Origin of the sequence: Rhodococcus sp. Leaf233 (genome assembly GCF_001426165.1) — a bacterium.
Taxonomy (GTDB): Bacteria; Actinomycetota; Actinomycetes; order Mycobacteriales; family Mycobacteriaceae; genus Rhodococcoides; species Rhodococcoides fascians.
This window is the reverse complement of the sequence record NZ_LMRO01000010.1, coordinates 328,017-348,259: the sequence shown is the minus strand read 5'-3', so window position 1 is coordinate 348,259 and position 20,243 is coordinate 328,017. Positions and strand designations below refer to the sequence as shown.

The 20,243-nt window shown below is 65.1% G+C and carries 17 protein-coding genes and 2 tRNA genes; 12 read left to right on the top strand and 7 right to left on the bottom strand.

The window, feature by feature from the left end; all coding sequences use genetic code 11:
• Positions 1–155 precede the first annotated feature (155 nt).
• Both serA and ASH04_RS17255 read left to right on the top strand, forming a co-directional pair.
• Complete coding sequence (gene serA / locus ASH04_RS17260) at positions 156–1,751, top strand: phosphoglycerate dehydrogenase (RefSeq protein WP_027496645.1); 1,596 nt, start codon at positions 156–158, stop codon at positions 1,749–1,751.
• Positions 1,752–1,794: 43 nt separating this feature from the next.
• Positions 1,795–2,805 (top strand): 3-isopropylmalate dehydrogenase, encoded by a 1,011-nt coding sequence (locus ASH04_RS17255; RefSeq protein ID WP_032370768.1) that lies wholly within the window; start codon positions 1,795–1,797, stop codon positions 2,803–2,805.
• A gap of 83 nt (positions 2,806–2,888) precedes the next feature.
• Here the strand turns inward: ASH04_RS17255 and ASH04_RS17250 are convergent, their stop codons facing one another.
• Entirely contained in the window at positions 2,889–4,124 is a 1,236-nt protein-coding gene (locus ASH04_RS17250; RefSeq protein WP_032372854.1) for an MFS transporter, read from the bottom strand.
• Between the two features lie 132 nt (positions 4,125–4,256).
• Here ASH04_RS17250 and ASH04_RS17245 point away from each other — a divergent pair, with 132 nt between their 5' ends.
• From ASH04_RS17245 to ASH04_RS17235, 3 genes are read left to right on the top strand one after another with little or no spacing between them, the layout of a single operon-like run.
• Complete coding sequence (locus ASH04_RS17245) at positions 4,257–5,030, top strand: fumarylacetoacetate hydrolase family protein (protein ID WP_027496648.1); 774 nt, start codon at positions 4,257–4,259, stop codon at positions 5,028–5,030.
• Positions 5,031–5,037: 7 nt separating this feature from the next.
• On the top strand, positions 5,038–6,513 hold the full coding sequence (gltX, locus tag ASH04_RS17240; RefSeq protein ID WP_032372644.1) for a glutamate--tRNA ligase: 1,476 nt from the start codon (positions 5,038–5,040) through the stop codon (positions 6,511–6,513).
• A 46-nt stretch (positions 6,514–6,559) separates the two neighbouring features.
• Entirely contained in the window at positions 6,560–7,570 is a 1,011-nt protein-coding gene (locus ASH04_RS17235; protein WP_032366375.1) for a YihY/virulence factor BrkB family protein, read from the top strand.
• Here the strand turns inward: ASH04_RS17235 and ASH04_RS17230 are convergent.
• Entirely contained in the window at positions 7,522–9,093 is a 1,572-nt protein-coding gene (locus ASH04_RS17230; protein ID WP_032372643.1) for a bifunctional 3'-5' exonuclease/DNA polymerase, read from the bottom strand. The genes ASH04_RS17235 and ASH04_RS17230 overlap by 49 nt on opposite strands.
• A gap of 240 nt (positions 9,094–9,333) precedes the next feature.
• On the opposite strand from ASH04_RS17230, the gene ASH04_RS17225 reads away from it, so the two are divergent.
• Positions 9,334–9,405 (top strand) — tRNA-Gln (locus tag ASH04_RS17225).
• Positions 9,406–9,504: 99 nt separating this feature from the next.
• Positions 9,505–9,577: transfer RNA gene (locus ASH04_RS17220), tRNA-Glu, on the top strand.
• Positions 9,578–9,668: 91 nt separating this feature from the next.
• Here the strand turns inward: ASH04_RS17220 and ASH04_RS26795 are convergent.
• Positions 9,669–9,836: a DUF5302 domain-containing protein gene (locus ASH04_RS26795; RefSeq protein WP_157889886.1), complete on the bottom strand. Its 168-nt coding sequence runs from the start codon at positions 9,834–9,836 to the stop codon at positions 9,669–9,671.
• A gap of 120 nt (positions 9,837–9,956) precedes the next feature.
• Positions 9,957–10,685: an IclR family transcriptional regulator gene (locus ASH04_RS17210; RefSeq protein ID WP_057474109.1), complete on the bottom strand. Its 729-nt coding sequence runs from the start codon at positions 10,683–10,685 to the stop codon at positions 9,957–9,959.
• Between the two features lie 145 nt (positions 10,686–10,830).
• Here ASH04_RS17210 and leuC point away from each other — a divergent pair, with 145 nt between their 5' ends.
• The 3 genes from leuC to ASH04_RS17195 all read left to right on the top strand — a co-directional run bounded on the left by leuC (position 10,831) and on the right by ASH04_RS17195 (position 13,795).
• On the top strand, positions 10,831–12,285 hold the full coding sequence (leuC, locus tag ASH04_RS17205) for a 3-isopropylmalate dehydratase large subunit (protein WP_032366379.1): 1,455 nt from the start codon (positions 10,831–10,833) through the stop codon (positions 12,283–12,285).
• A gap of 47 nt (positions 12,286–12,332) precedes the next feature.
• Positions 12,333–12,950 (top strand): 3-isopropylmalate dehydratase small subunit, encoded by a 618-nt coding sequence (leuD, locus tag ASH04_RS17200; RefSeq protein ID WP_032366380.1) that lies wholly within the window; start codon positions 12,333–12,335, stop codon positions 12,948–12,950.
• A gap of 149 nt (positions 12,951–13,099) precedes the next feature.
• A complete protein-coding gene (locus ASH04_RS17195; RefSeq protein WP_027496655.1) occupies positions 13,100–13,795 on the top strand; it encodes an HU family DNA-binding protein in 696 nt (231 codons plus the stop codon).
• Between the two features lie 120 nt (positions 13,796–13,915).
• On the opposite strand, the gene ASH04_RS17190 is transcribed toward ASH04_RS17195, so the two are convergent.
• The 3 genes from ASH04_RS17190 to cofC form a co-directional block, all read right to left on the bottom strand.
• The gene (locus tag ASH04_RS17190) at positions 13,916–14,851 is read right to left on the bottom strand and encodes an NUDIX hydrolase (protein WP_032372640.1); all 936 of its coding nucleotides are present in this window, start codon (positions 14,849–14,851) and stop codon (positions 13,916–13,918) included.
• Positions 14,851–16,971, bottom strand: coding sequence for an RNA degradosome polyphosphate kinase (locus ASH04_RS17185; protein WP_228139401.1), 2,121 nt, complete (start codon positions 16,969–16,971; stop codon positions 14,851–14,853). The genes ASH04_RS17190 and ASH04_RS17185 overlap by 1 nt, the downstream gene beginning before the upstream one ends.
• Positions 16,972–17,158: 187 nt before the next feature.
• Complete coding sequence (gene cofC, locus ASH04_RS17180; RefSeq protein ID WP_174557266.1) at positions 17,159–17,956, bottom strand: 2-phospho-L-lactate guanylyltransferase; 798 nt, start codon at positions 17,954–17,956, stop codon at positions 17,159–17,161.
• Positions 17,957–18,057: 101 nt separating this feature from the next.
• On the opposite strand from cofC, the gene ASH04_RS17175 reads away from it, so the two are divergent.
• Together ASH04_RS17175 and ASH04_RS17170 are read left to right on the top strand one after the other, a co-directional pair.
• Positions 18,058–19,056: an NAD(P)H-dependent glycerol-3-phosphate dehydrogenase gene (locus ASH04_RS17175; RefSeq protein WP_027496659.1), complete on the top strand. Its 999-nt coding sequence runs from the start codon at positions 18,058–18,060 to the stop codon at positions 19,054–19,056.
• 73 nt (positions 19,057–19,129) lie between these two features.
• Positions 19,130–20,236, top strand: coding sequence for a D-alanine--D-alanine ligase family protein (locus tag ASH04_RS17170; RefSeq protein WP_032372639.1), 1,107 nt, complete (start codon positions 19,130–19,132; stop codon positions 20,234–20,236).
• Positions 20,237–20,243 lie beyond the last annotated feature (7 nt).

The window sequence follows — 20,243 nt, the reverse complement described above, 5'->3', positions numbered from 1 at the left end:
TGATCGAAGGGCACCCCTGGATTGCCGGGGGTGCCCTTCGGTGCGTGAGTCCGGTGGCGTCACCGTGTGACGTCTCGGGCCTCTAAACTGTTCGTGCTGCACAGCCCGCCGAATTTTTCCGACCACGTCTCGAACCGATATAGGGAGTTTTTCACGTGAGCCAGCCAGGCCGTCCTGTCGTTCTGATCGCCGACAAACTTGCGCCGTCCACCGTCGAGGCACTGGGCGACGGCGTCGAGGTTCGCTGGGTCGACGGTCCGGATCGCCCCGCGTTGCTCGCTGCAGTTCCCGAGGCCGACGCCATTCTCGTGCGGTCCGCGACCACGGTCGACGCCGAGGTGCTCGCTGCCGGGACCAACCTCAAGATCGTCGCCCGCGCCGGTGTCGGCCTGGACAACGTCGACGTACCCGCAGCCACCGAGCGCGGCGTCCTCGTCGTCAACGCACCGACCTCCAACATCCACACGGCCGCCGAGCATGCGGTGACGTTGCTTCTCGCCGCCGCGCGCCAGATCCCCGCTGCCGACGCCACCCTGCGTCAGCACGAGTGGAAGCGCAGCAAGTTCAACGGTGTCGAGATCTTCGGCAAGACCGTCGGCGTCGTCGGACTCGGCCGAATCGGCCAGCTGTTCGCGCAGCGTCTGGCCGCGTTCGAGACCCACATCATCGCCTACGATCCCTACGTCTCGGCAGCGCGCGCGGCGCAGCTCGGTATCGAACTGGTGAGCCTGGACGAGCTGCTCGAGCGGGCCGACATGTTCTCGGTGCACCTGCCGAAGACGCCGGAGACCAAGGGCATCATCGGCAAGGAAGCCCTCGCCAAGACCAAGCCCGGGGTCATCGTCGTCAACGCCGCACGCGGTGGACTGGTCGACGAGCAGGCACTGGCCGACGCCATCACCTCCGGTCACGTGTTCGCCGCGGGCATCGACGTCTACGCCTCCGAGCCGTGCACCGACAGCCCGTTGTTCGAGCTGCCGCAGGTCGTCGTCACTCCTCACCTCGGGGCATCGACCACCGAAGCGCAGGACCGAGCGGGCACCGATGTGGCCAAGTCCGTATTGCTGGCTCTCGCAGGCGAATTCGTGCCCGACGCGGTCAACGTCAAGGGCGGGGCCGTCGGCGAAGAGGTATCGCCGTGGCTCGAAATCGTACGTAAGCAGGGTGTGCTGCTCGGAGCCCTGTCCGACGAACTTCCCACCTCGTTGTCGGTGGACGTTCGCGGCGAACTCGCCAGCGAGGACGTGCAGATCCTGAAACTGTCCGCGCTGCGCGGACTGTTCTCGGCCGTCATCGAGGATTCGGTCACGTTCGTCAACGCTCCGTCGCTCGCCGAGGAGCGCGGTGTCACAGCAGAAGTGACCACCGCTCCCGAGAGCGAGAATCACCGCAGTGTCGTCGACATTCGCGCCGTCTACGGTGACGGATCGGTCCTCAACGTTGCCGGCACTCTGACGGGCACCTCGCAGGTCGAGAAGATCGTCAACATCAACGGCCGCAACTTCGACCTCCGCGCCGAGGGCAAGAACCTCATCGTCAACTACGCGGATCAGCCCGGCAGCCTGGGTCGAATCGGCACTCTGCTCGGCGACGCCGGAATCGACATCCAGGCCGCAGCACTGAGCCAGGACTCCGAGGGCGACGGCGCAACGATTCTGCTGCGCGTCGACAAGGACGTTCCGGCCGAGCTCAGTGCGAGCATTGCCACCGCTGTGGGGGCCTCCACCATCGAGCTGGTCGACCTGTCCTGATCGCTCGCAGCCGATCGGACCGACACGAACTACGAGGAGTGAAATGAAGCTGGCCGTCATCGCCGGGGACGGAATCGGACCGGAGGTCGTCGCCGAAGCGCTTGCCGTTCTCGACGTGGTCGCACCCGGAGCCGAGAAGACCGAGTACGACCTCGGGGCGCGGCGTTACAACGCCACCGGAGAGTTGCTGCCGGATTCGGTGTTGGCAGAACTGCGTGAGCACGACGCAATTCTGTTGGGAGCGATCGGCGATCCGTCGGTGCCCAGCGGTGTGCTCGAGCGTGGGCTGTTGCTGCGGGCGCGATTCGAGCTCGATCACCACATCAATCTGCGGCCGGCCAAGTTGTACCCGGGCGTGGTCGGTCCGCTGGCCGGGGACAAGCAGATCGATGTCGTCGTCGTTCGGGAGGGTACCGAGGGGCCGTACACCGGCAACGGTGGTGCACTGCGCGTCGGTACACCGCACGAGGTGGCCACCGAGGTCAGCGTCAACACTCGTTACGGCGTGGAGCGGGTGGTGCGCAACGGTTTCGAGCGGGCGCTGACCCGCAGGAAGCACCTGACGCTGTTGCACAAGACCAACGTGCTCACGTTCGCCGGTAGCCTGTGGGCCCGCACGGTCGAGGCAGTCTCGGCGGACTTCCCGGACGTCGAGGTCGCGTATCAGCACATCGATGCCGCGATGATCCACCTCGTCACCGATCCCGGCCGGTTCGACGTGATCGTCACCGACAATCTGTTCGGCGACATCGTGACCGACCTCTCGGCTGCCGTCACCGGCGGAATCGGTTTGGCCGCAAGTGGAAACATCGACGCCACCGGTACCAACCCCAGCATGTTCGAGCCGGTGCACGGTAGCGCGCCCGACATCGCGGGACAGCAGAAGGCCGATCCGACCGCTGCCATCCTGTCGGTGTCCTTGCTACTCGATCATCTCGGCGACGCGGCGGGGGCCGCGCGAGTAGAAGCCGCTGTCGCAGCGGATCTCGCCGAGCGGGGAACCACGACCGCGTCGACGAAAGAGATCGGCGCTCGGATCGCCGCTCGCCTGTAACTCTCACGCCACGACATGCCACGGTGGGCCGACAGCCCACCGTGGCATGTCGTGTATCACGGGCAGGTCACCCCTTAGGCACGTCAGCGGGCGCGGTCTGCACCGGTGTCGGACGTCTCGTCCGTGGGCTCGGGTGCCGGATCGTCGGGCACGATCGGTACGGAGAGCGCGGGAAAGACCGCCGAGACCAGGAACGCCACGGGGAAGCTGATGGCCGCGATCGCCCCGAACACCGGCGGTACAGCCGAGGCGAACACGTACTGGCTCGTGTTCTGTACCCCGAGAGCGCGTCCGCTCCAATACGGTCCCGAGATTTCCGCGACAGCAGTGAACGCGAGGCCGTTCGGGGCAACGGTGGCGACGGACGCGACGACGAGCAGGACGATGGCGGCGGGGGAGTCGAACCAGTCGGCGATGCCGAGCCCGAGCATGCTGGCAGCGGCTGTCACGGCCACCCACCGCAAAGGCCGCATGCGGCTACCGACACGATCGGACAGCGCGCCCACGCTCATCCGACCCAGTGCGCCGAGAATCTGGGTCAGCGTGACGAGGACACCCGCGGCCGCGGCCGTCCAGCCTCGGTCGGTCATCAGCCACACGAGCGCATACGTCCACACCACGTACTGCGGCACCACCAACAGGATGGACGTGGCGTGAATGCGCCACAGTTGGCTGCTGTTGCGGTACGGATTGTCGAGCAGACCCTGCGCCGCCGCATCGGTGCGGTTCGGACGGGGAGGGTCGACCACGGCCAGGCACAGCAGAGCGCTCGCAGCGCAGACGGCAGCAGGCACGAGCAGGGCCGCGCCGACGCCGTGGTCACGCGCGACAGGCGGGATGGTCAGTGCCGCGACGGCCACGCCGAGGGGAACCGACATCTGTCTGATGCCCATGGCCAGCCCACGACGGTGCGGCGGAAACCAGCCCACCACGACGCGTCCGCTCGCGCTGTTCGCGCTGGCCGCAGACATACCGCCGATCAACAGCAGGGCGGCGAGCGCCGGAATGGACGTGCTGACCACCGCAGCCAGGCTCGCGGCAGCGGTGAGCCCGAGCCCGATCACGAGAACGAGACGTTCGCCGATGCGGTCGACGAGCACGCCCCATGCGATGAGGGTCAGCATGATGCCCACGGTCGGCATCGCAACCACGAATCCTGCGGTCGCAAGTCCGAGTCCCCGGTCGTCGTGCAGGGCGGGAATGAGAAATGCAGCACCGTTGATGAAGACGGCACCGGCAGTCTGCGCGAGCATCCCGAGCACGAGCATGAACCACCGTCGCGTCTCGCCGATACTGGACAGCTGCTTCGTGGCGCTCATTCCGGCCTCTCGTCTCACTATGTGAACCCATAATCTTGCTATCTGGATACAGATCGAAACATTACACCGGCGAAAGATCGACGGACAGGACGGCATCGGCGTGCGGAGAACGGCGGTCGATAGACTTTCGACATGCGTCTCGGTCGAATTGCAAGTCCTGATGGTGTGGCATTCGTGAGTATCGAAGGTGAGGGGGATGCCCGGACGGCGAAGGAAATTGCCGAACATCCTTTCGGCACACCGACGTTCACGGGTCGATCGTGGCCACTGGCCGACGTGCGACTGCTCGCACCGATCCTCGCCAGCAAGGTGATCGCCATCGGTAAGAACTACGCCGCGCACGCCGCCGAGATGGGTGGTGAAGCGCCGGAGACTCCCGTCATTTTCATCAAGCCGAACACCTCCATCGTCGGTCCGGGTGCGGCCATCGTGCTGCCTCCGTCGTCGAACGAGGTGCACTACGAAGGCGAACTCGCCATCGTGATCGGTCGTCCGTGCAAGGACGTGCCCGCCTCCAAGGCGTACGACGTGGTGCTCGGATACACCGTCGCCAACGACGTCTCGGCACGCGACCATCAGAAGCACGACGGGCAGTGGACCCGGGCGAAGGGGCACGACACGTTCTGCCCCCTCGGGCCGTGGATCGAGACGTCCCTCGATCCTTCGGACCTCGAGATCAAGACCGAGGTCGACGGCGTCGTCAAGCAGCAGAGTCGTACTTCGCTTCTACTGCACGATATTCCGAAGATCATCGAGTGGGTGTCCGCAGTGATGACCCTGCTGCCCGGAGACGTCATTCTGACCGGAACGCCCGAGGGTGTCGGCCCCATCACCGACGGAGACAGTGTGTCGATCACCGTCGAGGGAATCGGTACCTTGACCAACCCAGTCGCAGCGAAGAAGTAGGACAACGATGACCACAGCAGCAGATGTCCGCGTTCGGTTCTGCCCGTCGCCCACCGGCACACCGCACGTCGGTCTGGTCCGCACCGCCCTGTTCAACTGGGCGTTCGCGCGACATCACGGCGGCACCTTCGTCTTTCGGATCGAGGACACCGACGCCGCTCGCGATTCCGAGGAGTCCTACGCAGCGTTGCTCGACGCGCTGCGATGGCTCGGTCTGGATTGGGACGAGGGCCCCGAGGTGGGCGGTCCCTACGAGCCCTACCGCCAGTCGCAGCGACGCGACCAGCATGTGGCTGTCGTACAGCAACTGCTCGATGCCGGCGAAGCCTACGAGTCGTTCTCGACGCCCGAGGAAGTCGAAGCGAGGCACAAGGCCGCCGGGCGTGACCCCAAGCTCGGCTACGACAACTTCGACCGCGACCTGACGCCGGAGCAGCGGCAGGGATTCCTCGACGAGGGACGTGGGGCCGTCGTGCGGCTGCGCATGCCCGATCACGATCTGACGTGGAACGACCTCGTACGCGGCGAGACCACGTTCAAGGCGGGGACCGTACCGGACTTCGCCTTGACTCGCGGCAACGGAGTTCCGCTGTACACGTTGGTCAATCCGGTCGACGACGCACTGATGAAGATCACGCACGTGCTGCGCGGCGAGGACCTGTTGTCGTCGACGCCTCGACAGCTCGCACTGTACGAGGCCCTGATCCGAATCGGTGTGGCCGACCGCACCCCGGAGTTCGGACATCTGCCGTTCGTGATGGGCCAGGGCAACAAGAAGCTGTCCAAGCGTGACCCCGAATCGAACCTGTTCATCCACCGCGACCGAGGCTTCGTCCCGGAGGGGCTGCTGAACTACCTGGCGCTTCTCGGGTGGGGCATCTCCGACGATCACGACGTGTTCTCGCTCGACGAGATGGTGGCGGCGTTCGAGATCTCGTCGGTCAATTCCAACCCTGCGCGCTTCGACCAGAAGAAGGCCGACGCGATCAACGCCGAGCACATCAGGATGTTGGCTGCAGACGACTTCGCGGCACGGTTACGCGAATTCCTCGTTGCTCGAGGGCATCTCACCGAGCCGGTCGACGAGAAGATGTTCGCTGTCGCAGCGGATCTGGTGCAGACGCGCATCGTCGTGCTGTCGGATGCGTGGGGCCTGCTGAAGTTCCTCTTCGTCGACGACGCGGAGTTCGAGATCGATCCTGCAGCGGCGGCCAAGAATCTCGGCGCAGACGCGGCACCGGTACTCGACGCCGCCATCGAAGCACTGACCGCAGTGACGGATTGGTCGACGGCCGAGCTGGAAGTCGCCCTCAAGGACGCGCTCATCGAGAAGATGGAACTCAAGCCCCGCAAGGCCTTCGCGCCGGTTCGGGTGGGAGTCACCGGCTCCCACATCAGCCCGCCGCTGTACGAGTCCATGGAACTTCTCGGCCGCGAGAGGACCCTCGCTCGTCTGACCGCCGCACGTACCCTTATCGCGTGACGGCGGTGCGACGTCGGCCGTCGAGGTCGGTCGGAGACTTTCGCACATGAGCGTCGCCGACCGACTGGATCGACTGCAGCGCAGGCGTCCGGTTCTCGGATTTCCGATTGCGGTGGTCTACAAGTTCGTCGACGATCAGGGTGGTTACCTGGCCGCGCTGATCACGTACTACGCATTCGTCTCGCTCTTTCCTGCGCTGCTGCTCTTCTCCGTGATTCTGGGCATCGTGTTGATGGGCAACCCGGAGCTGCAACAACAGATCCTGAACTCTGCACTCGGTCAGATCCCGGCGATCGGGGAAGAACTGGGGCGTCCCGAACGGATAGGTGGCGGCACTGTCGGTCTGACGGTGGGTATCCTCGGGTCGCTCTACGGCGGACTCGGCGTGTCCGTTGCGTTGCAGAACGCGATGAACACCGCATGGGCCGTACCGAAGAATCTTCGGCCCGATCCCATTCGAGCCCGAGTGCGGGGATTGGGTTTGCTGAGCACCGTGGGTCTGGCGGTACTGGCGATCACCGCACTCAATGTGCTCAGTGCTGCAGGATATTTCGGCCCGGAATCCGGTCTCGTCGTGTTCGTGATCGGAACGCTGCTGTACGTCGGGGTGTTCGTCGTTGCGTTTCGGCTCGCCACAGTGCGAGCGGTGTCGATCGGACAGGTACTCCCGGGAGCCATAGCAGCCGGTCTGACGTGGCAGCTGCTGCAGACCTTCGGCGGTGTGTACGTGAAGTACGTCGCTGCAAGTGCGACGGTGACGAACGGTGTCTTTGCGGTCGTGCTCGGGCTGTTGGCCTTTCTGTACGTGACCTCGGTATCGATCGTGATCTGCATCGAGATCAACGTGGTTCGTGTCGACAGGCTGTTCCCGCGGGCCCTTCTGGCCCCGTTCACCGACGACGTCGACCTGACCGAAGGTGACAAACTCACCTACACCGGACAGGCAGAAGCGCAGCGCAGTACTGCGTTCGAGGAAATAGACGTGACGTTCGAGGACCCACCGAGCGCTCAGTCGGACTCCGGCCCGAACTCCGGCTCGGCAGCCGGGGCACCGTAGAAGCGGTCGATCCTGGTCTCCATCGGGAAGAGCACTGCCGTGTCGCCGAACATCAGACGCGTAGCCGACTCTGCCGCCGCCGCAACGGCCTCGGACACCCACGGTGCGTCTCCGAGTGGACAATGCACGACTACTTCGTCGTGCTGAAAGAACACCAACTCACTTCTGCTCGACCGCAATCGCCCGCGCAGATCTGCCAACAGGCACAGCGCCCACTCGGCTGCGGTCGCCTGCACCACGAAGTTGCGCGTGAATCGGCCACGCGCGTGGGCGTCACCGGTGGACCACCATTGCGGCGTAGGGGGAGGGCACGCTCGGCCCAGCCACGACCGGACCACCTCGCCCCGCTCACCGGCCCGCGCCGCCTCTTCCACGACCGCCACCGCGTCGGGGAATCTGGCGCGTAGGCGGGTCAGCAACGCACGAGCCTCACCCGACGTCGCGCCGTACAGCACTCCGAGAACAGCGACCTTGGCGTGCGCACGATCACCGTCGAACGACTCGGCGGCGACGGGGGCGTAGAGATCCGCTGTTCCCGCAGCGGCGACCATGCGAGGGTCACCCGACATCGCGGCGAGAATGCGGGGCTCGAGCTGGCCGGCGTCGGCGGCGACGAAGGTGTACCCCGAGTCGGCGATCACGCTGGCGCGCAGCGGTTTCGGGATCTGCAGACCCCCACCGCCCCGGCTCGCCCAGCGGCCGGAGACGACGGCCCCCGGCACGTAGACCGGCCGGAAACGATCTCCGCGAACCCACGCGTCCAGCCACGTCCACCCGTTGGTGCTGTGCAGTTTCGACAGATCTCGGTGGCTAAGCAACAGCGGCACCGCAGGATGGTCGATGTCTCGGATCACGTGTGCTCGAGTGGATGTGAGCTCGATACCGGCGCGCGCGAACGCGGCGACCACCTCTGCGGGTGAACCGGGGTTCACGCGGCGCCCGAACACCGACGAGATCTCGTTCTCGAGCTTCACCAACGCAGGAGGAGTCGATCCGTCGACCGGCCTCGCACCGAGGGTCGCGTCGAGGTGCCGCCGATGCGCAGCGGCCGAGAACGGCAATCCGTCGAAGGTCATCTCCGCCGCGGCCAGACCTCCGGCCGACTCGGCGGCCGCCAACAGCTGCAGCCCCCGATCGTCACCGATCTCCTCGATCTGACGGCGGTAGTGGGCGAGCACTGCCACCGGATCGGCATGCGGGTCGGCGTCGAACAATCCGGGTCGCAGGTCTGCGGGTGTGGACGGTGTCGTGGTGCGCCCCGTTCGCATCGCCAGAATGGCACCGACGAGGGCGAGATCGTGGCAGCGCCGGACCCGCACCCCTGCGTCGAGCAGTCGCGGGTAGATGCGGCTCGTGTCCTCCCACACCCAGCGGGGAGCGTGCTCTCGCTCGACAGCGGCCACGGAGCCCACCAGATCGTCGGTCACCTCCTCGGCAGGGGAGCTGCCGCCGGACGGGGAGCCGTCCTCGTCGAGGCGGATCAGCACGGCCCGGTTGCCCTGGGGAACGAGCAGCACCTTCATCGGCGTCTGCGAAGTTCGAGAACGCTCACGAAACAGGAGTCTGCTGCATGCTCTGCGGCCGACGATGCGCGGGTTCTGCGTTCACGCGATGGTGTCCGAGCGGGCCTCGCGGGCGGTCGAGGGCGGTTATCAGGGCTCTGAGCAGCCGATTTGGAGAATGGGTAGTGACCTTTGATAGTCTCTATCCCGGCTCGAAACGCAGTGCACATCGATCGGATGCGTACTTCGATTCAAGTCCATTGGGGTATGGTGTAATTGGCAACACAGCGGTTTCTGGTACCGCCATTCTAGGTTCGAGTCCTGGTACCCCAGCGAGCAGGTGAGCGGCGATTTTGCCGCCGATGCCGAGGCAGTTAAGCTACCTCAGCATCACGTGTTCGATACAGCGTCAACAATGCAGGTGAAGTTCCTGGCCCCGTCGTCTAGCGGCCTAGGACGCCGCCCTCTCAAGGCGGTAGCGCGGGTTCGAATCCCGTCGGGGCTACGAAGACAGAACCCCCTCGATCTCCGGATCGAGGGGGTTCTGTCGTTTCGGTGTGACCGTCGTTGCTGTCGTGCGGTGGTGTCGCTTCGCGTCAGACGCTCTTGCGGCGGAACATCTTCTGGTGATCGGCCGGACCGTGGACATTGTTCACCTTGGGGCCACCGTCCTTGTGGTCGACGGAATTGTGCGACTTGCTGTTCTTCTGTTCGAGAACCTCGCGGAACTTCTTCTTCAACTCTTCGCTGCCGGATTCTGACATGGGGCACTCCTTGCAGTCGGCGACCGGCCGGGTGGGCCGTTCGAGACGAACGTACTCCACTTCTGCGGCCTCTTCAGCCGGTTTTTGGTGGGTGCCGCGCGATCGGCCTCGGTTCGGCGGTCAGAGGCGCTTGTGCAGCGCGTCGGCGGCGGCGAGCAGGTCTGCCGCCCAGCGTGCGCCCGGCTTGCGTCCGATGCGGTCGATCGGGCCGGACACCGAGATCGCCGCCACGACAGTGTCGTTGATGTCGCGAACGGGAGCCGAGACGCTCGCGACCCCCGGCTCACGTTCACCTGCGCTCTGCGCCCACCCTCGCCTGCGGATCTCCAGCAGCACCCGTTCGCCGAATTCGGCGTCCGGCAGCACTGTGCGTTGAGTCTGCGAATCTGCCCATGCCAGAAGAACTTTGGCACCGGAGCCGGCTGTCATGGGTAGCCGGGCCCCGACGAGCACGGTATCTCGGAGACCGGTCGGGGGCTCCATGGATGCGACACAGACGCGAACGGTCCCCTCGCGGCGGTAGATCTGCACGCTCTCTCCGGTGATTTCGCGAAGCCGAGGCAGTACCGATGCTGCGGCGTCGAGTAGCGCATCCGACGCGCTCGCCGCCAATTCCCCCAGCCCCGGACCGGTGCGCCACAATCCGTCGGAATCGCGCACGAGGAGGCGGTGGGTTTCGAGTCCAACCGCGAGCCGATGCGCAGTGGCGCGGGGGAGCGCTGTGCGGGCACACAGGTCGTTGAGAGTGCAGGGTGTCTCGGCCACTGCATGCAACACGGCCATGGCCTTGTCGAGGACACCGATACCGCTCGATTTGTCGACGGCGCCGCTCAGGCTATGCTGTCTCATAGAACGATATTAGCCTCCCGAATGCTGAGATTGCACAACCGCGAGAAGTCCAGCGTGCCGTGGGGGACGATGTCGAGACGATCACGCGAGGTGGACCAGCCCGTCCGCCGGCGCGACGACAGGGAAGACGAGGTCTGCGACAGCGATGTCCGAAACGACGAAATCCGATGCGTCCGTAGCACAAGCGCCGAAGACGCTGGCGGAGAAGGTGTGGGACCAACATGTGGTCGTCCCCGGTGGGGGAGAAGGCGGTGCACGTGAGCCGGATCTGATCTACATCGATCTGCACCTCGTACACGAGGTCACCAGCCCCCAGGCATTCGACGGTCTGCGGTTGGCCGGCCGCGAGCTTCGTCGCCCGGACCTGACGATCGCAACGGAGGACCACAACGTCCCGACGGCCGACATCTTCGCGCCGATTGCCGATCTCGTCTCACGCACCCAGGTCGATACTCTGCGCCGCAACTGCGAGGAATTCGGAGTTCGGTTGTACCCGATGGGAGATCTCGATCAGGGCATCGTCCACATCATCGGCCCGCAGCTCGGTCTGACCCAGCCGGGTATGACCATCGTGTGCGGAGACAGCCACACCTCGACGCACGGTGCATTCGGTTCGATCGCAATGGGAATCGGCACCAGCGAGGTCGAGCATGTGATGGCCACCCAGACTCTGTCTCTGCGACCGTTCAAGACCATGGCCATCACCGTCGACGGAGAACTGGCTCCCGGTGTGACGAGCAAGGATCTGATTCTCGCGGTGATCGCCAAGATCGGTACCGGCGGCGGTCAGGGATACGTGCTCGAATATCGCGGTGAGGCCATCCGCAAGTTGTCGATGGAAGCCCGAATGACCATCTGCAACATGTCGATCGAGGCCGGGGCGCGCGCGGGCATGATCGCACCCGACGAGATCACGTACGAATACCTGAAGGGACGGCCGCATGCGCCCCAGGGGGCGGAGTGGGATGCGGCGGTGGCCGCCTGGAACGAACTGGCAACCGACCCGGATGCAGTGTTCGACAACGAGGTACACATCGATGCGAGCACTCTGACGCCGTTCGTCACCTGGGGAACGAACCCGGGTCAAGGTGCTCCGTTGGGAGATGCCGTGCCCGATCCCGAGGCAATGCTCGACGAGGGCGAGCGCGTATCGGCCCAGAAGGCCTTGCAGTACATGGGTCTCGAAGCCGGTACACCGATCCGCGAGATCTCCGTCGACACCGTGTTCGTCGGCTCCTGCACGAACGGCCGCATCGAGGATCTGCGTGCGGTGGCGTCCGTCCTCGAGGGCCGCCGCGTCGCAGACGGCGTGCGAATGCTGGTGGTACCCGGGTCGATGCGGGTGCGCGCGCAGGCCGAAGAGGAAGGGCTCGGTGAGATCTTCACCGCAGCAGGTGCCGAGTGGCGGCAGGCCGGCTGCTCGATGTGTCTGGGAATGAACCCCGATCAGCTCACCTCGGGAGAGCGTTCGGCATCCACGTCCAACCGCAATTTCGAGGGGCGTCAGGGCAAGGGGGGTCGCACTCACCTCGTGTCGCCTCTGGTTGCGGCGGCCACTGCAGTTCGCGGAACCCTGTCCTCTCCGGCGGATCTCGCGTAGCAGCGAGCCCTCCGACCGGATCGATCGAACTCACAGGAGAAATTTCGATGGAAGCTTTCACTCGACACAAAGGCATCGGCGTTCCGCTCCGGCGGTCCAATGTCGACACCGACCAGATCATTCCGGCGGTCTATCTCAAGCGCGTGACGCGCACCGGATTCGAGGACGGATTGTTCGCCGGTTGGCGGTCCGATCCGAACTTCATCTTGAACCTCGCGCCCTACGACCGCGGATCGGTTCTCGTGGCCGGGCCGGACTTCGGCACGGGATCGTCACGCGAGCACGCTGTCTGGGCGCTGTCGGACTTCGGTTTCAGGGTCGTCATCGCATCCAGATTCGCCGATATCTTCCGCGGAAACATGGGCAAGGCCGGCTTGGTGGCGGCCGAGGTGGAGCAATCGGACGTCGAATTGCTGTGGAAAGCCTTAGAAGAACAGCCCGGTCTGGAGCTCGTCGTGGACCTCGTCGACAAGACGGTCACGGCTGGAACCTTGGTGGTGCGCTTCGCGATTGACGACTACACGCGGTGGCGTCTGCTGGAGGGTCTGGACGACATCGGACTGACATTACGCCAGGTAGAGGCCATTACGGAGTACGAAAAGTCAAGGCCTTCATACAAACCCCTCACCCTTCCGGCAAGGATCGAGGAGCCTTCGAAAAGCTGACGGACGGGGGGTCCGACACGCTTTGCGGCCGTGAAGCATTCCGCGACACCGAAATGAAAATTGGCGTGGCGCATAGACTCTTGACGACTTGGGGTTTACCGTTGTAGTAGTCGGTCCGACGATGGGCCACAATATAGCGGAGGAAATCCATGAACAAGGCAGAGCTGATTGACGCCCTGACCGAGAAGTTGGGGTCTGACAGGCGGAGCGCCACAGAGGCTGTCGAGAACATCGTCGACACCATCGTGCGCGCGGTCCACCGCGGCGAAAGTGTCACGATCACGGGCTTCGGCGTGTTCGAGCAGCGTCGTCGCGCGGCGCGTGTCGCCCGTAACCCCCGCACCGGTGAGACCGTTCGCGTCAAGCCGACCAACGTACCGGCATTCCGTCCGGGCGCGCAGTTCAAGGCCGTCATCGCCGGTGGACAGAAGCTGCCCGCAACCGGACCTGCCGTCAAGCGCGGTTCGGCAGCAGCTCCGGCCAAGAAGACTGCGGCAGCGAAGAAGACCGCCGCCAAGAAGGCAGCGGTGAAGACGACCGCCCGCAAGGCCACCACCGCGGCAGCCAAGAAGGCGGCTCCGGCGAAGACTGCCGCCAAGAAGGCAGCTCCCGCAAAGACCGCCGCCAAGAAGGCAGCTCCCGCAAAGACAACCGCACGCAAGACCACGACGGCTGCTGCCAAGAAGGCTCCGGCCAAGACGACCGCACGCAAGGCCGCAACCACTACGGCCCCTGCCAAGAAGGCTCCGGCCAAGACAGCGGCCAAGAAGACCGTCGCCAAGAAGGCTCCGGCCAAGAAGGCTCCGGCCAAGAAGGCACCCGCGAAGCGCGCTGCAAAGAAGTAGCGCTCGACCGGCACCGGTCATCCAGGACCGGGTCGTTCTCGCACTCCACAGAAGGCCCCGACCGGAATTTCGGTCGGGGCCTTCTGCTGTGTTCGTGATCCGAGGATCCTCGGATGCGACTCAGTCGTCGGCGACCAGGTTCGGTAGCGGGCTGGCGATGTGGTCGGCCGCGACGAGCCGACCGTCGTGGCGCGAGAGCACCCACACGCTCCCTTTTCGATTTCTGTTGGCAGGCAACGTGATGCCGTCCTTGTCGGCCCACCATCGCATGAGATCGGGGATCACCTTGCCTTGGCTGCAGATCACCGGTGTGCTCATGGTCTCGGCGATGTCGCGAGCCCGTTGGCGGCCCTTGCGGGGGTCCTCGGCGTACCCCTCCTCGGACAGCAGATGCTCCGGTTCGACCTGCACGCCCAGTGATTCGGCAAACGGCGCGACCGTCTGTTCGCACCGGACGCGGTCGGCCGCATACACCGAGTCGCCGCCGAACGCGCCCAGCAGTGAGACGAGTGCCTCGGCCTGACGTCTACCGGTCTTGTCGAGGGGGCGATCGGCGTCGTTGCCCTTGTATCGCGACCGCGAGCCGGCACTGCCGTGCCGGACCAGCAGCACGGTGGACGTAGCGGCCGGCTTGGCGACGAATCGTCGAAGAATCTTGTGGTCCATGGGATACGAGAGTTCGCCGCCGATCTTGTCGGGTGCGATCCAGCGGAGTTCGTCCACTTCGTCGTTCGGGACGAATTCTCCGCCGGTTGCCTCGGCAGCCCAGTAGAGCACCTTCTTCATGCGACGGTGGCCGGGAATCGGGTAGGTGACGTAGGACAGCGACCGTCCGAGAGTCGAGTCGAAGCCCGTCTCCTCCTTGACTTCTCGGACAGCCGCGTCGACCGCTGTCTCCCCGGGATCGAGCTTTCCCTTGGGAAAAGACCAGTCGTCGTACTTCGGCCTGTGTACCAGAGCTACTTCCACCACCGAGTCGTTCTCCGGCGATCGTCGCCACAGAATCGATCCGGCCGCGAAGATGTTGGCGCGGGGGGAGCCATCGGAAGTGCCCATCAGGACGCCTGATTCCTCCGGCTGCGCATCAATTCCACCTGGTGTTCTCGGACACTTTCGCCTTGCGCAGGCGACGCGACCCAGCCACCGTCCGGCCCCAGTTCCCAGCAGCGGGTGGTGGGGTCGAGGGCCGAGTCGAAGATGTCACCGAGTTGCTTGGTCAGCTTCGGATCCTTGACCTGGGCCATCACTTCCACTCGCCGGTCGAGGTTTCGGTGCATCATGTCGGCGCTGCCGATCCAGAATTCGTCGGCACCCTGGAAATGCAGAACCCGTGAGTGTTCGAGGAACCTACCGAGAATGGACCGAACTTCGATGTTCTCCGACAGGCCCGGTACGCCCGGCTTGAGCGCGCAGATCCCGCGTACGACCACCTTGACGGGGACCCCGGCGACCGATGCGCGGTAGAGAGCGTCGATCACCTGCTCGTCGACAAGAGCGTTGGCCTTGAGGCGAATTCCGGCTGCGCGGCCCGCCTTGAGGTGCTCGACTTCTGCTTCGATGCGCTCGACGATGCCGCGTCGCACGCCGTACGGGGCCACGAGGAGATTGCGGTACTTGGACTTTCGCGAGTATCCGGTGAGCGAGTTGAACAGGTCGGTGAGGTCCGCACCGATTTCGGGCGACGACGTGAGCAATCCGACGTCCTCGTAGATACGCGCCGTCTTCGGGTTGTAGTTGCCCGTGCCGATATGGCAGTACCGGCGGATGACCGAACCTTCTCGGCGGACGACGAGGCAGGTCTTGCAGTGAGTCTTCAACCCGACGAGGCCGTAGACCACGTGCACCCCGGCTTTTTCGAGCTTGCGTGCCCACTCGATGTTCGCCTGCTCGTCGAATCGTGCCTTGATCTCGACGAGGGCGACCACCTGCTTGCCGGCCCCGGCCGCGTCGACGAGTGCGTTGACGATCGGCGAGTCACCCGAGGTGCGGTACAGAGTTTGCTTGATCGCGAGGACCTGCGGATCGGCCGCAGCTTGTTCGATGAAGCGCTGCACGCTGGTGGAGAACGAGTCGTACGGGTGATGCACCAGAACGTCGCCGTCGCGCAGCGTCGAGAACACGCTCTTCGGGGTTTCGCGCTCACCGAACGCGGGATGTGTTGCCGGGACGAAGGGAGCGTCCTTGAGATTGGGGCGGTCGACGCTGTAGACCTGCCACAGGCACGACAGATCGAGCAGACCGGGAACCTGAATGACGTCGCCCGGATCGACGTCGAGTTCGCGTAGCAACAGTTCGAGCATGTGCTCGGTCATGTCGTCGGCGATCTCGAGGCGGACGGGAGAACCGAAACGCCTACGCGCCAGCTCTCGTTCGAGTGCCTGCAGGAGATCCTCGTCGCGGTCCTCTTCGACCTCGAAATCGGCGTTGCGAGTAATGCGGAACGCGTGGCTCTCGACCACCTCCATGCCGGGGAACAACACGTCGAGGTGCGCCGAGATCAATTCCTCCATCGACAGGAAGGCGTCGATGCGATGGCTCCCCTCACCGCGCTTGACGCGCACGAATCGGTCGACGTTGTCGGGTACCTTCACACGGGCGAAGTGCTCGCCGGTTGTGGAGTAATCCTTCACCGTCACAGCGAGATTCAGGCTCAGGCCGCTGATGTACGGGAAGGGGTGCGCCGGGTCCACTGCCAGCGGGGTGAGGACCGGGAAGACCTGTTCGGTGAAATAGTCGGACAGACGCGCACGCTCGTCGCTGTCGAGATCGGACCACCGGATGATTGCGATGCCCTCGGCCGTGAGCTCGGGCAGGATCGAATCGAGCAGTACTCGGGCGTGTTTGAGAGCGAGCTCCTGAGTGCGCTGCCCGATGACCGCGAGCTGCTCACGCGGGGTCATGCCATCGGCCGATCGAACCGACAGTCCGGTCTCGTCGCGGCGTTTGAGCCCTGCGACACGAACCATGTAGAACTCGTCCAGATTGGACGCGTAGATGGCCAGGAACTTGGCACGCTCGAGTAGCGGCAGGGACGAGTCCTCTGCGAGCGCGAGAACGCGGGAGTTGAAATCCAGCCAGCTCAATTCCCGGTTCAGGTACCGATTTTCGGGAAGCACCATGGCAGCATCCACCGATTCCGGAGTGGCGGCAGGAAGGGCGGAGGGAATGCTCGGCATCGTTGCGGTCACCGGGGCACTCCACACCGGCTCCGCACCGTTGCTGTCCGCACCGTTGCTCTCCGCGGTCTCGATCGCCGGATCTTCGGTCGCTGGCTGCGCGTCGTCTGTGCTCACAGCACGATCATCCCCCATACCCGCCGTCGGTGAAACTCCGATGACCGAACTTGTTCGCACGTTCACCGAATCACGCGGTGGTTGCGGATTCCTCGTCGCTCCAACCGAGTGAGCGGAGTACGGCTGTCGTCTCCGGTCCGACCCCGAGTCGATGAGCCCGACGTACGTCGTCGACGGTGTCGACGTCGAGTCGAAGTCCCGGCCACGTGCCGTCCAGTGGTCGCGCTCCCGACAAGGTGTGGCGGCGTGCGGAATCCGATCCGAACAGCGGCGCGAGCTCGTCGGCAGAATTCTTCAGGATCAGCGCTGCGGTTCCGGTGCCGTGATGGTCGACCACGACCGACCTGCCGCCGGAGACTGCCGTCGCATACGCCTGCGCGAGTTCGGCGGGACGAAGCGCAGGCAGATCCGCTTGCAGCGCAACGATGTCGACCCGATCGGCCGGGGCCGCGCCGGGGTTCCCGTGGCGATCGCGTGGTGCGTGATCGACTCGCAGTGCGGCCGCAGCAGCGGAGAATGCGGCATTGAGACGGGCTTCGGGATCTCGAGCGCCGGAAGCCGACGGTTCGTCCAGCACCCGGGCACCGATTTGTCGCGCGGTGTCGGCGACGACCGGATCGGGTGTGACGACGGTGACCGAATCGACCACCGATACCGAACCGGCCGCGGTGACCGTGTCGACGAACATGGCGAGCACCAATCGGGTCCGGTCGGCCCCGGAGAACTCGGACGCCAGACGGGACTTCGCCGCTGTCAGGTCCTTGACCGCGATGACGACTCCCACCGCGCGGCGCAGCGCATCGGACGGCCGACCCTCGCGGTCGTCGTCGCTGCTTCGAATTGCGCCCATGGTGTTCGATCCTGCCAGCGTCACCGATGTCTGCCGACTCCGACCGCCCGGGCAGGTCTGCGCGTTAGGGTGATGCGCGCGTAGGCAGGGCATCGGCGAGCAGGTGAGAGGTTGGCGGCATGAGCAGAGCAGCGGTACTGGGGTCCGGGTCGTGGGGTACCGCATTCGCCAAAGTGTTGGCCGATGCCGGAACCGATGTCACCATGTGGGCGCGCCGAGAGGAACTCGCTGCCTCGATCAGCGAACGGCACGAGAACGCGGACTACCTCCCCGGAATCGAACTGCCGTCGTCGATCCGCGCCACGAGCGATCCGGCGACCGCCCTCGACGGCGCGGACATCGTGGTGCTCGCGGTGCCGTCGCAGAGTCTGCGCGCGAACCTGGGGGAGTGGACGGATGCGATCGCACCGCACGCGACACTGCTGTCTCTGGCCAAGGGCATAGAGACCGGAACGCTCATGCGCATGAGTCAGGTGATTTCACAGGTGACCGGGGCCGATCCCAGCCGGGTGGCCTGCCTGTCCGGGCCGAATCTGGCGCGCCCGATCGCCGAGGGGCAGCCGGCCGCGACGGTCATCGCGTGTTCCGACTCGCAACGAGCCCTTGAGATTCAAAAAGCTTGCGCCACAGGTTATTTCAGGCCGTACACCAACTCCGACGTCATCGGTGCCGAGATCGGTGGCGCGTGCAAGAACGTCATCGCCCTCGCCTGTGGAATGGCCAGCGGAGTCGGCTACGGCGAGAACACCCTCGCGTCGATCATGACCCGAGGCCTGGCCGAGATCATCCGGCTCGGAGTCGCGCTCGGGGCCACACCGTCGACGCTGTCCGGGCTCGCCGGTGTAGGAGATCTGGTCGCCACCTGCTCGTCGCCGCTCTCGCGCAACCGTACGTTCGGTGAGCGGCTCGGTTCGGGCGGCTCCCTCGAGAGCGCGCAGGAAGCAGCGCACGGGCAGGTGGCCGAGGGCGTGAAGTCCTGTACGTCGGTGCGCGCGCTCGCCGAGAGCTACGACGTCGAGATGCCGTTGACCGATGCCGTGCACCGTGTGTGTCACGGGGGAATGTCGGTTCCGGACGCGGTGGGCCACCTGCTGGGGCGTCGAATCAAGCCCGAGTGAGGTCACGTTCGCGACGTGTGCACGAACAGGGCGAATCCGCGTTCGCGGGGAGACGGCGGTACGGTTTGTCACCGTGAGTACTCCCCGAATCAAAGTTGCCGTCGTCTTCGGTGGCCGCAGCAGTGAGCACGCGGTGTCCTGTGTCTCGGCGGGTAGCGTGCTCGCGAATCTGGACCCCGATACCTACGAGGTTGTCCCGGTGGGGATCACCCCCGACGGTGCCTGGGTGCTCGGCTCCAGTGATCCGGATGCGCTGACGATTCGGGATCGAGTACTGCCGACGGTGGACAAGTCCGGTGCCGCACTCGCGCTGAGCACCGATCCGGGACGCGCAGGCGCGCTGATCGCTCTCGGTGAGGGCGACGCCGGACAGGTCCTGGCTGCGGTCGACGTCGTGTTTCCGGTGCTGCACGGGCCGTACGGCGAGGACGGCACCCTGCAGGGAATGCTCGAACTCGCCGGAGTCCCGTACGTGGGTCCCGGAGTGTTGGCCAGTGCCGCAGGCATGGACAAGGAGTTCACCAAGAAGCTTCTGGGAGCCGACGGACTACCGATCGGCAGGCAGGTCGTGCTGCGACGCGGCACCGATGACCTGACCGAAGCCGAACGCGACCACATCGGTCTTCCTGCCTTCGTCAAGCCCGCGCGAGGCGGATCGTCGATCGGAATCTCGCGCATCACCTCGTGGGATCACCTGCAGTCGGCGATCGGCGTTGCCCGCGAGCACGACCCCAAGGTGATCGTCGAAGGAATGATCCACGGCCGCGAGGTCGAATGCGGCGTACTCGAATTCCCCGACGGCAGCGTGCGCGCCAGCGCGATCGCCGAGATCCGGCTCCCCGACGCGGACAAAGACGATCACGCCTTCTACGACTTCGACACCAAGTACCTCGACGATGTCAGCGAATTCGACATTCCTGCCGCACTCGACGACGACATCAGCGATCGTATTCGCGAACTCGCAGTCTCGGCCTTCCGCGCACTGGACTGCCAAGGACTGGCGCGGGTCGACTTCTTCGTCACCGAGGAAGGCCCGGTGATCAACGAGATCAACACGATGCCCGGATTCACGTCGATCTCGATGTACCCCAAGATGTGGGCCGAGAGCGGAATCGACTACTCGACCCTGATCAGCACCCTGATCGACACCGCTCTCGCACGCGGTACCGGCCTGCGCTGACCCGGCG